Source organism: Epilithonimonas sp., from assembly GCF_032055105.1.
In the GTDB taxonomy this organism is placed as follows: domain Bacteria; phylum Bacteroidota; class Bacteroidia; order Flavobacteriales; family Weeksellaceae; genus Epilithonimonas.
The window spans coordinates 1-12618 of record NZ_DAMBRK010000016.1 but is presented as its reverse complement, the minus strand read 5'-3'; the positions used below and the strand labels follow the sequence as shown (position 1 = coordinate 12618).

The window sequence follows — 12618 nt, the reverse complement described above, 5'->3', positions numbered from 1 at the left end:
TATTTCATATTCTAAAAATCCTACTGACATACAGCTGTCACAATTGCGCCATAAATTTGTATCAAATAAAACAAACTATTATGAACGCAAACGCAAAAGTCTTAGACTCACAACAACTTTTAATCCATTGGCAAGGACACAGAAATCTTACAAGAAGGGTCATTGAAGCTTTTCCTGAGAAAGATTTATTCGAGTTTTCAATTGGCGGAATGAGACCATTCGCAAAAGTGGCTCTTGAACTTTTGGCAATTGGCGGACCGGCGCTTAAAAGTATCGTTGGACAAACGATTGATGCTTTCAACGAAGAAGCTTTTCAGCCAACTACAAAAGCAGAAATCCTTGCAAAATGGGATGAAGAAACAGAAACGATTAATGAATATTTTTCTCAAATTTCGGAAGAGCGTTTTCAAGAGATGTTCAATCTTTTTGGACAGTATGAATTTCCGATTTATCAGAATATTCTTTATTTCGTGGACAACGAGATTCATCACAGAGGACAAGGTTATGTTTATCTGAGAGCGTTGGGAATTGAACCTCCGTTTTTCTGGGAGAGAGAAAGATAATTTTATATGCTTGATTTGAATTTAAAGTCTGCTTTTTGGCAGACTTTATTTTTTGTTCAATTGGCTAGAAATTTTACTGATTAAATCATTCATCGTATCTTTAAGATAAGCGGGTTCAATGATTTCAGCAAAGTCTGCAAACGTTATCAGCCAACGCGGAAAACCTTCTTCAATCCATTCGGTTTCAAAAGTCATCAGCATTTTTTTATCGCTTTCTTCTTCAGAAATGAGTCCGTAATATTTTTTAGAATTCACGAGAAAAGGCAAGATTTTTTTCTCAACTAAAAGCTTAACGACAACTTTTTGGTTCTTTGATTTTTTTCGATAATCGCCAACGTTTCCATATTCTTGATGAAACGGATTTTCAGTTTTCTCAATTTTTAAAATTCTGTCCACACGAAATTGTCGGAAATCCTTTCGCATCGTACAAAATGCCATCACATACCAATAATTGACTTCATAGAAAATCCCAACTGCTTCGATGATTCTTTCACTAGCCTCATCTTTTACATTTTGATAATGAAATTTCAATTGTTTTTTATCAGCAATACTTTCCAAAATTGTTGGAATGATATTTTTGATATTATCAGATTTCTCAGGTCGATAAGAATAGATGTCAATTTGATTTTCAATATTCTGAACCAGATTCTTCTCCGAATTTCTAATGATCGCTTTTACTTTTTCCATTGCGGAATTGTAATGAGAATCGAGACTTTCGTGAGAAAATTTCTGCATCAATTTTTCGGCAGTAATGAAGCTCAAAACTTCTTCTTTTGTAAACATTACAGGCGGAAGTTTATAACCGTCAACCAAAGAATAACCTGAACCAGCTTCTCCAAAAATCGGAATTCCCGCATTTTCAAGAGTCTTGATATCTCTATAAACCGTTCTGATGCTTACATCAAATTTCTCCGCCAAATCCAGAGCACGGACAATTGATTTAGTTTGTAATTGTGTCAGGATCGATGTGACTCGGTCTATTTTTTTTATGTAATGGTCTTCATTCATTTTTTTGAATTTTCAAAAATCATCAATAGGAATGGGCTTCAGCCCATTTTAAAAAGGAGAATATAAATAGGCTTTAGCCAAAAATTAGTTTAAATTTTAGGCTAAAGCCAAGTGAAAGTCAAATTATAACCATCGGGCTGAAGCCCGACGCAATTGATAACCTTGACATCAAAAATATCATTCATCTTTATAAGTTTTCACGAGTCTATCAAGATTCAGACTTCTTGCAGAAGCATCGAAGATTTCTCGATAAGTTCCGTCTTTTTCATAAAGTTCCTCGTGCGTTCCGTTTTCTACAACTTCGCCTTTTTTCATCACATAAATCATATCCGAATCCAAAATCTGCGACAACGAATGCGAAATAATAATCACAGTTCTGTCTTTTTTAATCGCATCAAGAGAGTTTTTGATTTGTTCCGTTGCAATCGCATCCAGACTTGCCGTTGGCTCATCCAAGAAAATAATCGGTGGATTTTTCAGAAATAATCTTGCAATCGCAATCCTCTGTTGCTGACCTCCGGAAAGTTGTGTTGCATCGTGATTGTAACCGTCCGGTAAATCCAAAATCTGCTCGTGAAGATAGGCTTTTGTCGCCGCTTCTTTGATTTCGTCCAAAGTGGCTTCCAGATTTCCATAACGGATATTATCTTCTATACTTCCTTTGAAAATGTGATTTTTCTGAAGTACCAAACCAAGGTCATCACGTAGATAATCATTATCGAAATCATTCAGGTTATTGCCATCCAAAAGAATTTCTCCCGAATCCGGTTCGTAAAATTTACAAAGCAGATTAATCACGGTCGATTTTCCAGCGCCACTTAATCCAACTAAAGCTGTCGTTTTCCCATTTTCGATTTTGAGAGAAACATTTTTCAAAGCTTTCATTCCGTTTGGATAAGCGAAATTTACATTTTTGATTTCAAAACTGCCTTGGATTGGGATGTTGTTAATGGTTCCATTCGGTTCGGTTTCATCATCGTCATTCAGGATTTCGAAATATCCTTCGGCATAAATAAACGCATCATTCATATCATCATAAATCCTATGAAGCTGACGAATAGGTGCAGAAACGTTGTTGAATAACATAATATGGAGCATAATCGCACCAATCGTCATCTGCTGGTCAAGCACAAGATAAACCGTCAAAAGGATAATCAAAACGACGCCAAATTGCTCAATAAAAGTTTTCAAACCATCGAAAATAAAACTGGTTCGTCTTGTGTACAACTGACTTTCCATCAATTGCATCTGAAGATTGTATTGTTTTCTGCCCTCGAATTTTTCACGAACAAAACTCTTAATCACCATTATCGAATTGATGAGATTCAGAAGTCCGGAAGTTTTTTGTTCCCTTTGATTTCTTAAAGTTCGTCTTACATTTCCTAGTTTTTTCGCTTGTCTCGACGTTACATAAAAGTAAATCGGAATTACAAATGTCGAAACCAAGCCAACATATAGATTTTGCATATACATTACAATCAATGCAATAATCGCAGTTGAAAACAGCGGAAGAATATCGATGAAAAAGTTTTGGACGAGTTTTGTCAAGCTTTCAATTCCTCTATCGATGCGGATTTGCAGTTTTCCTGATTCGTGTCGGTCATCATTATAATAAGCGATTCTGTAAGTCAGGATTTTGTCAATCGCCGCTTGTGCGAGTTCTGAACTGACATTAATTCTAATTTTTTCACCATAAAATTTCTGCCCAAATTGAATAAAAATATTCGCCAATTCTTTTCCCAAAAGTATAACCGAAATCAGAATCAAAACGTGGATTCCTTCCGACATTGGATGAGGAAGTTGTGTCAATTTCGTGACTTCATCAACCGTATATTTTAAAACAATCGGATTGACTTGTGCAAATAAAGCGCCGATAAAAGTCAATGCCAAAGTCCCGAAAACCATCCATTTGTAAGGTTTTATGAAACTTTTCAGCTGATTGAAAATATGGATAAGGTTGGTTGTTTTCTGAAAAGGTTTTTTCATCTTAGAAAGTTAAGGATAAATTTAAAAACCACATAGACACATAGAAAATGCTTAAGAGAATTAAGTTTAAATAGCTATTTGAACTTTTAGAAAAAATTCATTTTAAATTCTATTGTGCCTATGTGGTTCAAAAATAAAAAGGTTAATTTTATCCAATAATATTTCAGAATGAAAATATATACAAAAACCGGCGACAAAGGCGAAACTGGACTTTATGGTGGAAGCAGAATCTCCAAAGCAAGTGCAAGAGTAGAATCTTACGGAAACATCGATGAACTCAATGCTAATATTGGTGTTGCAAAATCTCATATCGAAGATGTAAGTGTCATTAATCAGCTTAAAAAAATTCAGTTTGATTTGTTTACAGTGGGCTCAGAAGCTTCAACTCCGATTGATAAATTGTTTTTAGCTAATGGAAAAGCAAGATTGCCACTCGTGATTTCTGATAAAGAAATTGAAGAACTGGAAAACTGGATGGACGAAATGGAAGAGAAAGTGGAACCTTTGCAATATTTCATTCTACCAGGAGGCGGAAAGGCGGCGACTTTTCTTCACGTAGCGAGAACGGTTTGCAGACGTGCAGAAAGAAGTTTGGTTTTTCTTAATCAATCTGAAGAAGTGAGAGCTGAATTAATTAAATATCTGAATCGTTTGTCAGATTATCTTTTTGTTTTGGCAAGATATGTTTCAAAACTTCATAATGAGCCGGAAGAATATTGGAATCCTAATGATAGAAGTTAGGAAAATGAAATACGCAGTTTTGATTTTTATAATAGGGTTGTTGGTATGTGCCGTTGGAATTCTATTCAAAATTACTCATTGGAGTATTTTTGGTTTTTCAGGTAATATGATGCTGTCAATTGGAACAATTTTGCAAATTATAGGAGGCTTATTGCTTTTGTATAAAGTTTTTTTTGCTAAAAAGCACAATGATTTATAAAATGAAAAAAGCACTTCTTTTCATCAACGGAGATTCTCCGAAAACAATTCCGAATTTGTCAGGTTATGATTTGATTGCTTGTACAGACGGTGCGTTTCATTATTTGAAGCAACTCAAATTTCCTTTGGATAAATTGGATTTTATTTCGGGAGATTTTGATTCGCATAAAATTGAAGAAGAAATTATTCAGCAAGCTCAGAATCATCAATTTGAAATCATTGAAACACCCGACCAAAACAAAACCGATTTTCATAAAGCTTTGGAAATCATTATCGAAAAAGGATTTGATAACATTGATGTTTTTGGTGGAAGTGGAGGAGAGCAGGACCATTTTCTCGGGAATCTGAGTGTTGCTTTTGCATTTAAAGATAAAGTGAATCTTCATTTTTTTGATGAATATTCATCATATTACTTTATTCCGAAAAAATTCACAATTTCTGATGTCAAAGGAAAAATGATTTCCTTGATGCCTTTTCCAATTGCCAAAAATATCGAAACAAAAGGTTTGAAATGGCCTTTGTACAAAGAGGATTTGATTCTCGGCGAAAGAATCGGAACTCGGAATATTGCTGAAAATAAAGATGTTACAATTAAGTATAAAAAAGGTGATTTGCTGATTTTTGTCGGAAATTAATTCATTAATTTTTATAGAATTATTAACGTGAATATTCAGTTTTTTTAATCATTTTTGCATCGTAAAACCAATTAACTTTTTTTAGCCAGAAATGAAAATAAAATATTCTGAACTAATTGACCAAACGCTTTATTTTCCTACAGAAGAATTCAATGTAGAAGAAAATAATCTGAAGTTTCACGACATCAATCTGATGGAAGTTGTGGAAAAATTCGGGACTCCTTTGAAGTTCAATTATCTACCAAAAATATCTCAGAATATAGAAAGGGCAAAGTTTTGGTTCAAAGAAGCTTTTGAAAAGACCGAATACCGCAAAAATTACAGATATTGCTACTGTACAAAATCGAGTCATTTTGCCTTCGTTGTTGAGGAAGCTTTGAAGAATGACATCAGCTTGGAAACATCTTCGGCGTATGATATGGATATCGTGAAATCGCTTTATGATAAAGGGAAAGTTGATAAAGATATCGAGGTGATCTGCAACGGTTTCAAGACTGACGATTATTTGGTGAAAATTTCAGATCTTATTAATAAAGGTTTCGAAAATATAACGCCTATTCTAGATAACTACAGAGAGCTAGATAAACTTACGGAAAGCATTGATAAAACTTTCAATATCGGAATAAGAATTGCATCTGAGGAAGAGCCGAAGTTCGAATTTTATACCTCAAGATTAGGAATCGGATACAAAGATATTATTCCTTATTACAGCCAAAAAATTGCTGAGCATCCGAATGCAAGGTTGAAAATGCTTCACTTTTTCATCAATACAGGAATCAAAGACACGGCTTACTATTGGAACGAATTGTACAAATGTCTTCGTGTCTATGCAAGGTTGAAAAAAATTGCGCCTGAAGTTGATTCATTGAATATTGGAGGTGGTTTTCCAATCAAAACTTCATTGAATTTCGATTACGATTATCAATATATGGTAAACGAAATCGTAACTCAAATCAAGAAATTCTGTGAAGAAGAAGGTGTTGAAGAACCAAATATCTATACAGAATTCGGAAGTTTCACGGTTGGAGAAAGTGGTGGACATCTTTATAAAATTATTTCTCAAAAACGTCAGAACGACAGAGAAAAATGGAATATGATTGACTCGTCTTTTATGACAACTTTGCCAGATACTTGGGCGATTTCTCGTCACTTTATTATGTTGCCACTTAATCGTTGGGATGATTCTTATGAGAGAGTTTTTCTTGGTGGATTAACTTGTGATTCAGATGATTACTATAATTCTGAACAACATACGAACGCGATTTATCTTCCTGTTTTCAATGAGACAAAACCTTTGTATATTGGCTTTTTCCATACGGGAGCTTATCAAGAAACAATTGGCGGTTACGGCGGTGTTCATCACTGTTTGATGCCTCAGCCAAAACATATTTTGATTGATAAAGATGAAGACGGAAATATCACTTACGAATTGTTCCGAGAAGAGCAAAGAGCTGAAGATGTCTTGAAACTTTTGGGATATTAAGTTTTTAGATAATAGACATTTTGATAAAAGATAATAGACAAAAAAGCATCCTGAAAATATCAGGACGCTTTTTAATTTATTTGATTTCTGTGATGAATTCTTCTTTTGGAGTTCTGTATTTTTTCAGATTTACCAGCCAGTCACCGCTTGTATCTCTGTAGCCTAAAGGTAAAATCACAACACTTTTTAAACCTTTTTCAGCGAATCCTAATAATTCGTCTAGAGCTTGATTGTTAAATCCTTCCATTGGAGTTGCGTCCACTTTTTGTTCAGCAGCTGCAGCAATTGCCAATCCAAAAGATATGTAAGCTTGTTTCGCTGCGTGAGTTGCGTGCCATTCGTTGCCAAGTGGTTCGTACATTCCCCAAAGTCTGGTTTTGTAATCGTCCATCGCTTCTTTTGGAATTCCTCTTTCGCTGGTTGTTTTTTCGAAAACTTCGGAGATGCTGTTGTGAGAATAACCATCCCAAGCTGCCCAAACTAAAAGATGAGAACCTCCAGTAATTTGAACTTGGTCAAAAGCAATCGGTTGGATTTTTTCTAATAATTCTTTGTTAGTGATTACGAATAATCTATAAGGCTGTAAACCTGAAGAAGATGGAGCTAACCTTGCAGCTTCCAGGATGTAATCTACTTTATCTTGAGGAACGATTTCTCCGTTCATTTTTTTAGTTGCGTAACGCCAATTCAAGTCTTCTAATAAACTCATTTTTTTATAATTTTTTGATTTGAAGATTCAAAGGTAAATAAGAAAAGTTTATTTTTGTAATTAAGTTACAAAAAGTTAGCGTTACGAAAAAGTAACTTATTTGAAAATCAGATTCTTGTGAATTTGATTTAATGAAAAATTAATATAATCTGAAATAAAAGTTCTTTATGAAAATAAAATGTCCGAAATCAAATCTTGCTGCCGTTCAGGATACGATGGATATCCTGAAAGGAAGATGGAAAATCGCAATCATTGCGGCTTTGTGTTACGATAAAATGCGCTTTTCGGATTTACAGAAAGAAATCGAAGGCATTTCTGCGAAAATGCTGAGCAGCGAATTGAAAGATTTAGAAATCAATCAATTGGTAAAAAGAACTGTTTTGAATACACAGCCAATCAGTGTAGAATATGAATTGACAGACTACGGAAGAACGCTGAAAAAAATCATCGAACATCTTGCAGAATGGGGAATTCAGCATCGTAAACAGATTACGGGAAAAGTTTTGGAAAATGTTATACCTGAATCACACCCAAATTAAATTTCTCAGTAATAGGAGAATGGTTAGCCGCTTCTATTCCCATGCTGATCCACTTTCTAGTATCTATAGGATTGATAATGGCGTCTGTCCAAAGTCTTGCAGCAGCATAAGTCGCTTGGGTTTGACGGTTGTAATCTTTTAATATTTTGTCAAGAATTTCTTTTCTTTCTTCATCAGAAATTTCTTTTCCTTGTTTTTTAAGAGCCGATTCCTGAATCTGAAGCAAAACTTTTCCAGCTTGCGAACCTCCCATAACAGCCAGTTCTGCCCAAGGCCAAGCCACAATCAATCTTGGGTCATAAGCTTTTCCGCACATCGCATAATTTCCTGCGCCATAAGAATTACCTGTAATCACAGTGAATTTTGGAACTACAGAATTAGAAACCGCATTCACCATTTTTGCTCCGTCCTTTATAATTCCGCCGTGTTCGGATTTGGAACCGACCATAAAACCTGTAACATCTTGCAAGAAAACCAATGGGATTTTTCTTTGATTGCAATTAGCAATAAAACGTGTCGCTTTATCTGCAGAATCAGAATAGATTACGCCTCCGAATTGTATCTCACCCTTGCCGCTTTTCACCATTTTTCTTTGATTGGCAACAATTCCTACACTCCAGCCGTCGATTCTTGCGGTTGCACAAATAATACTTTTGCCATAATCGGGCTTGTATTCTTCGTATTCAGAATTGTCGACCAGGCATTTTATGATTTCAAAGGTGTCATATTGTTCAGATCTTAGGGCTGGCATTATTCCGAAAATATTGTCGGGGTTTTCTTTTGGAGGAAAACTTTCTATCCTGTCAAACCCCGCTTTGTCAAAGTCACCAATAGATTTCATGATATTTTTAATTCTATCAAGAGCATCTTTGTCATCTTTGGCTTTATAATCCGTGACACCAGAAATTTCGCAATGCGTTGTTGCGCCTCCAAGTGTTTCGTTATCAATATTTTCTCCAATTGCAGCTTTTACAAGATAACTTCCCGCTAAAAAAATACTTCCTGTTTTATCAACAATCATTGCTTCATCACTCATAATTGGTAGATAAGCGCCACCTGCAACACAGCTTCCCATGATAGCTGATATCTGAACGATTCCTGAAGAACTCATCTTTGCATTGTTCCTGAAAATTCTTCCAAACATCTCTTTGTCTGGGAAAATCTCATCCTGCATTGGCAAGAAAACACCAGCAGAATCAACCAAATAAATAATTGGCAAACGGTTTTCCATAGCAATTTCCTGCGCACGTAGATTTTTTTTACCAGTAATTGGAAACCAAGCGCCTGCTTTCACTGTTGCATCATTTGCGACAACAATACATTGTTTTCCAGAGATATAACCAATCATTACAACCACACCGCCAGCAGGACAACCGCCTTGCTCTTCGTACATCTCGTAGCCTGCAAATGCTCCGATTTCTATGGAATCAGAATTTTTATCAAAAAGATATTCTAAACGTTCTCTAACAGTCATTTTTCCTTGATCGCGTTGTTTTTGAAGCGCTTTTTCGCCTCCGCCCAATTTGATTTTAGACAAAATTTTCTTGGTGTCAGAAAGTTTCAGTTTGTTGATGTCTTCTCTTTTATTGAATTCTAAATCCATAAGGTTTTCTTTGGGCTTAAAGATAAAATTTTTTGATTGATACTAAAATAAGATTCAATATTGTTTTTCTTAGAGTAAACTCATACAATATAATAATCTGAATATTTTATCGTTAGAGGTTTAGAATAAGATGAATTTTAGTTAGTTTATGTTTATTTTTAATAAGTTTTCTTATTAAGAGATCCGTATAGTTTTATACGGATTTTTTATATTATTTGTATTTCAAATCTAATTCTTATAGATAAATGTCCCTTTTTTATTTTAATTTTGCAAATTGAAAAATCAATAGTTCTAATGAAGAATTCTTATTTGCTGAGGTTGCATTTTATTGTGTTTTTGTGGGGATTCACAGCTATTTTGGGAAAATTGATTTTGGCGGAGGCTCAGGTTCTTGTATTTTACAGAATGCTGTTTGCTGCAATCTTTCTTTATTTCTATTTAAGATTAGTAAAAAAAGAAAGTATCAAAGTTTCTAAGAACCTATTATTCAAACTAATTGGAATTGGAAGTGTAATGGCTTTTCACTGGCTGTTCTTTTTTCAATCTATTAAGGTTTCTAATGTTTCCATCGCTTTGTCTTGTCTTTCTTTATCAACGTTATTTGCAGCATTGATAGAGCCTTTGGTTTTCAAAAGAAAACCAGATTGGACAGAGATTATCATTGGAGTCATTATTGTGGTTTGTATTTCTTTAATCTTCAATGCGGAACTTAAATATAAGGAAGGAATCATCTACGGGATTTTATGTGCACTTTTTGGAACCATTTTTTCTGTTTTTAATGGGAAAATATTTGGAAAAACCAGCTCTGGAAATATTATTTTTTATGAGATCGCAGGAGGTTGGTTGGTTATCAGTTTGTTTTTTCTTTTTACAGGACAAATTTCGTCTATCAGCGAAATAAGTTATACAGATATTGCGTTAGTGTTATTATTGGCTTCTGTTTTTACAGCTTATCCCATGTTTGAAAGTGTGAAATTGATGAAATTCATTTCTCCTTTTACATTGATTTTGACAGTAAATCTTGAACCAGTTTACGGGATTATCTTAGCTTTTTTTATCTTCGGAGCATCAGAGCATATGAGTCCTATTTTTTATGGCGCTTCTTTTATAATGATTGCCTCGATTGTAGTGAATGGAATTATAAAATCGAAAAGAAAAAAAGAAGTTGCAATTACAGATTCAGAATCTCTGTAAACACTTGTTAATGAAAAGAATTTTATTTTTTTTACTGATTATTTTGACCCAATTTTCTGATGCTCAAATCATCAGAAAATATTCTAATGAATTCCTGAATATCGGTGCTGGAGCTAGAGGTCTTGCAATGGGAGGTGCTGTAGTTTCTAACCAAGATGACGTCTATTCTCCAATGTGGAATCCTGCTGGTCTGATGAAAATAGATCAGGATTGGCAAGTAGCTGCGATGCATGCAGAATACTTTGAGTCGATTGCCAAATACGATTATCTTTCCTATGCCAAGCCTTTGGATTATGGAAATGGTGTTTTTGCCATTTCATTAGTGAGATTAGGTGTAGATAATATCCTTAATACAACTCAATTAATAGATTCTGAAGGTAATATTGATTATGATAAAATCAGTTCCTTTTCAACTTCAGATTATGCGGCTTTGTTTTCCTATGCTTTTCATCCCAACGGAAATCAAAAATTGGACGTTGGTGCAACCGCAAAAATAGTTTACAGAAATGTTGGGAAGTTTGCAAGTGGCTACGGATTTGGATTTGATGTTGGTGCAATTTACCATACAGATACAGATTGGAATTATGGATTTATGCTAAGAGATGCGACTACAACAGTCAATTTCTGGACAATTAATCAGGCAGAATTATCAACAGTCGTGAATGGAGAGGAGTTCAATCCTGCACCTGCAGACAAGATGGAAATCACAATGCCAAAACTTAATGTCGGTATCAGCAAAACCTTTGAATTCAATAGAGATTTGAAATTATTACCAGAAGCTGGCGTTAATATAGATTTTGCAAAAACTGCAGCTTTAATTTCTACAGATTTTGCAAGTATCACACCTTATGCTGGTGGAGAATTGATTTTCCAAGATATGATTTTTGTGAGATTAGGGTTCAATAGATTTCAAACGATTTCTGACATCGAGGATCTTAAAAGAAAAGTATCTTTCCAACCAAGCGCAGGGATTGGAATCAAATATAAAGGTTTAACTTTGGATTATGCCATCACCAATTCTGGAATTGGTGGTTCAAATTTTTACTCCAATTTCTTCTCTTTGAAGTTGGATATGCAAGGCTTCAGAAATTAATAATATTATTTATAACTTCGTTATTATGAAAAAAATATCCATTTTCTTATCCGTTATTTTTCTTGTATTAATAAAGGCTCAAACAGTTTCCGATTACAAATATATTTTGATTCCACAAGAATTCAATGATTTCAAAGACAACAAAGATTATGGATTAGGTATTATCATGGAAAAATCTTTGAAAGGAAAAAAGTATGTTGTTCTTTCTGAAACCAAAACAAGTTGGCCAGCAGAGGCACTTACGAATCCTTGTAAAGTATTAACAACAGACGTTCTGAATGATAAAAGTATGTTCAGAAACAAAATTATTTTGAATTTTAAAGATTGTAATAATCAAGTTGTTTTTACAGAAAAGGGTAGTAGTACAATTAAAGAATTCGAGCCTGGCTTTCAAGATGCTTTGAAACAAGGTTTGGCTAAAGTTCCTATTTCAAATCCTAGTGCGACAATAGAAAAAATAGCAGAATCAAAGCCTATTGAAGAAATTAAAAAGGTGGATGATGTAAAAGTTGCTCAATCTCCAGCAGCGCAAAAATATAAGAACGGAAGTTTGAGTTTGCAAAGGATTCAAATTGATAATAGTCAATTTATCTTGGTAGATGGAAACAGTTCTGTTCCTTTTGCAACGTTCAGAGCGACAACCAAGCAAGATGTTTTTCGAGTAAAATTAGCCTCTGGTGTTTCTACAATTGGTTATTATGAAAACGGAAATATTGTCATCGAAATTCCAAAAAACAATGATGAATTTTCTAAAGAAGTTTTCTCCGTAAATTAATTTCCACAATTATCGAATATAACAAAAGCTCCAATCTTAGACTGCACCCAAAAGTTTAGACAAAATTAAATAATATTTTGATAGGAAAGAG

The 12618-nt window shown here is 34.3% G+C and carries 13 protein-coding genes; 9 read left to right on the top strand and 4 right to left on the bottom strand.

Going from position 1 to position 12618, the window contains the following annotated elements:
• The first annotated feature begins 80 nt into the window (after window positions 1-80).
• Complete coding sequence (locus RTY06_RS12985) at window positions 81-563, top strand: DinB family protein (protein ID WP_312825425.1); 483 nt, start codon at window positions 81-83, stop codon at window positions 561-563.
• A gap of 45 nt (window positions 564-608) precedes the next feature.
• Here RTY06_RS12985 and RTY06_RS12980 read toward each other — a convergent pair whose 3' ends face one another.
• Both RTY06_RS12980 and RTY06_RS12975 read right to left on the bottom strand, forming a co-directional pair.
• The gene (locus tag RTY06_RS12980) at window positions 609-1571 is read right to left on the bottom strand and encodes a YafY family protein (RefSeq protein ID WP_312825424.1); all 963 of its coding nucleotides are present in this window, start codon (window positions 1569-1571) and stop codon (window positions 609-611) included.
• A gap of 177 nt (window positions 1572-1748) precedes the next feature.
• Window positions 1749-3476, bottom strand: a complete 1728-nt coding sequence (locus tag RTY06_RS12975) for an ABC transporter ATP-binding protein (RefSeq protein WP_312825483.1) — start codon at window positions 3474-3476, stop codon at window positions 1749-1751.
• Window positions 3477-3725: 249 nt separating this feature from the next.
• Here RTY06_RS12975 and RTY06_RS12970 point away from each other — a divergent pair, with 249 nt between their 5' ends.
• From RTY06_RS12970 to RTY06_RS12955, 4 genes are all read left to right on the top strand, one after another.
• Window positions 3726-4298 (top strand): cob(I)yrinic acid a,c-diamide adenosyltransferase, encoded by a 573-nt coding sequence (locus RTY06_RS12970; RefSeq protein ID WP_312825423.1) that lies wholly within the window; start codon window positions 3726-3728, stop codon window positions 4296-4298.
• Between the two features lie 4 nt (window positions 4299-4302).
• Complete coding sequence (locus tag RTY06_RS12965; protein WP_312825422.1) at window positions 4303-4497, top strand: hypothetical protein; 195 nt, start codon at window positions 4303-4305, stop codon at window positions 4495-4497.
• 1 nt (window position 4498) lies between these two features.
• Window positions 4499-5131, top strand: coding sequence for a thiamine diphosphokinase (locus tag RTY06_RS12960; RefSeq protein WP_312825421.1), 633 nt, complete (start codon window positions 4499-4501; stop codon window positions 5129-5131).
• 91 nt (window positions 5132-5222) lie between these two features.
• Window positions 5223-6614 carry an arginine decarboxylase gene (locus tag RTY06_RS12955; RefSeq protein WP_312825420.1) on the top strand — a complete coding sequence of 464 codons (1392 nt, stop codon included), beginning with the start codon at window positions 5223-5225 and terminating at the stop codon, window positions 6612-6614.
• A 76-nt stretch (window positions 6615-6690) separates the two neighbouring features.
• Here RTY06_RS12955 and RTY06_RS12950 read toward each other — a convergent pair whose 3' ends face one another.
• Window positions 6691-7323, bottom strand: coding sequence for an NAD(P)H-dependent oxidoreductase (locus RTY06_RS12950; RefSeq protein ID WP_312825419.1), 633 nt, complete (start codon window positions 7321-7323; stop codon window positions 6691-6693).
• Window positions 7324-7490: 167 nt separating this feature from the next.
• Here RTY06_RS12950 and RTY06_RS12945 point away from each other — a divergent pair, with 167 nt between their 5' ends.
• Window positions 7491-7862, top strand: coding sequence for a helix-turn-helix domain-containing protein (locus tag RTY06_RS12945; protein WP_312825418.1), 372 nt, complete (start codon window positions 7491-7493; stop codon window positions 7860-7862).
• Here RTY06_RS12945 and RTY06_RS12940 read toward each other — a convergent pair.
• Window positions 7837-9465, bottom strand: a complete 1629-nt coding sequence (locus RTY06_RS12940; protein ID WP_312825417.1) for a carboxyl transferase domain-containing protein — start codon at window positions 9463-9465, stop codon at window positions 7837-7839. The genes RTY06_RS12945 and RTY06_RS12940 overlap by 26 nt on opposite strands.
• Before the next feature lie 294 nt (window positions 9466-9759).
• Here RTY06_RS12940 and RTY06_RS12935 point away from each other — a divergent pair, with 294 nt between their 5' ends.
• The 3 genes from RTY06_RS12935 to RTY06_RS12925 are packed head-to-tail and all read left to right on the top strand — an operon-like array spanning window position 9760 to window position 12527.
• The gene (locus RTY06_RS12935; protein ID WP_312825416.1) at window positions 9760-10659 is read left to right on the top strand and encodes a DMT family transporter; all 900 of its coding nucleotides are present in this window, start codon (window positions 9760-9762) and stop codon (window positions 10657-10659) included.
• Between the two features lie 10 nt (window positions 10660-10669).
• Complete coding sequence (locus RTY06_RS12930) at window positions 10670-11752, top strand: PorV/PorQ family protein (RefSeq protein ID WP_312825415.1); 1083 nt, start codon at window positions 10670-10672, stop codon at window positions 11750-11752.
• A gap of 25 nt (window positions 11753-11777) precedes the next feature.
• The gene (locus RTY06_RS12925) at window positions 11778-12527 is read left to right on the top strand and encodes a hypothetical protein (protein WP_312825413.1); all 750 of its coding nucleotides are present in this window, start codon (window positions 11778-11780) and stop codon (window positions 12525-12527) included.
• The last annotated feature ends 91 nt before the right edge of the window (window positions 12528-12618 follow it).

What these genes read in the sequence shown, in the direction of transcription:
- RTY06_RS12985 (WP_312825425.1), top strand. Translation starts at nt 81, where the DNA reads ATGAACGCAAACGCAAAAGTCTTAGACTCACAACAACTTTTAATCCAT.
- RTY06_RS12980 (WP_312825424.1), bottom strand. Translation starts at nt 1,571, where the DNA reads ATGAATGAAGACCATTACATAAAAAAAATAGACCGAGTCACATCGATC.
- RTY06_RS12975 (WP_312825483.1), bottom strand. Translation starts at nt 3,476, where the DNA reads ATGGTTTTCGGGACTTTGGCATTGACTTTTATCGGCGCTTTATTTGCA.
- RTY06_RS12970 (WP_312825423.1), top strand. Translation starts at nt 3,726, where the DNA reads ATGAAAATATATACAAAAACCGGCGACAAAGGCGAAACTGGACTTTAT.
- RTY06_RS12965 (WP_312825422.1), top strand. Translation starts at nt 4,303, where the DNA reads ATGAAATACGCAGTTTTGATTTTTATAATAGGGTTGTTGGTATGTGCC.
- RTY06_RS12960 (WP_312825421.1), top strand. Translation starts at nt 4,499, where the DNA reads ATGAAAAAAGCACTTCTTTTCATCAACGGAGATTCTCCGAAAACAATT.
- RTY06_RS12955 (WP_312825420.1), top strand. Translation starts at nt 5,223, where the DNA reads ATGAAAATAAAATATTCTGAACTAATTGACCAAACGCTTTATTTTCCT.
- RTY06_RS12950 (WP_312825419.1), bottom strand. Translation starts at nt 7,323, where the DNA reads ATGAGTTTATTAGAAGACTTGAATTGGCGTTACGCAACTAAAAAAATG.
- RTY06_RS12945 (WP_312825418.1), top strand. Translation starts at nt 7,491, where the DNA reads ATGAAAATAAAATGTCCGAAATCAAATCTTGCTGCCGTTCAGGATACG.
- RTY06_RS12940 (WP_312825417.1), bottom strand. Translation starts at nt 9,465, where the DNA reads ATGGATTTAGAATTCAATAAAAGAGAAGACATCAACAAACTGAAACTT.
- RTY06_RS12935 (WP_312825416.1), top strand. Translation starts at nt 9,760, where the DNA reads ATGAAGAATTCTTATTTGCTGAGGTTGCATTTTATTGTGTTTTTGTGG.
- RTY06_RS12930 (WP_312825415.1), top strand. Translation starts at nt 10,670, where the DNA reads ATGAAAAGAATTTTATTTTTTTTACTGATTATTTTGACCCAATTTTCT.
- RTY06_RS12925 (WP_312825413.1), top strand. Translation starts at nt 11,778, where the DNA reads ATGAAAAAAATATCCATTTTCTTATCCGTTATTTTTCTTGTATTAATA.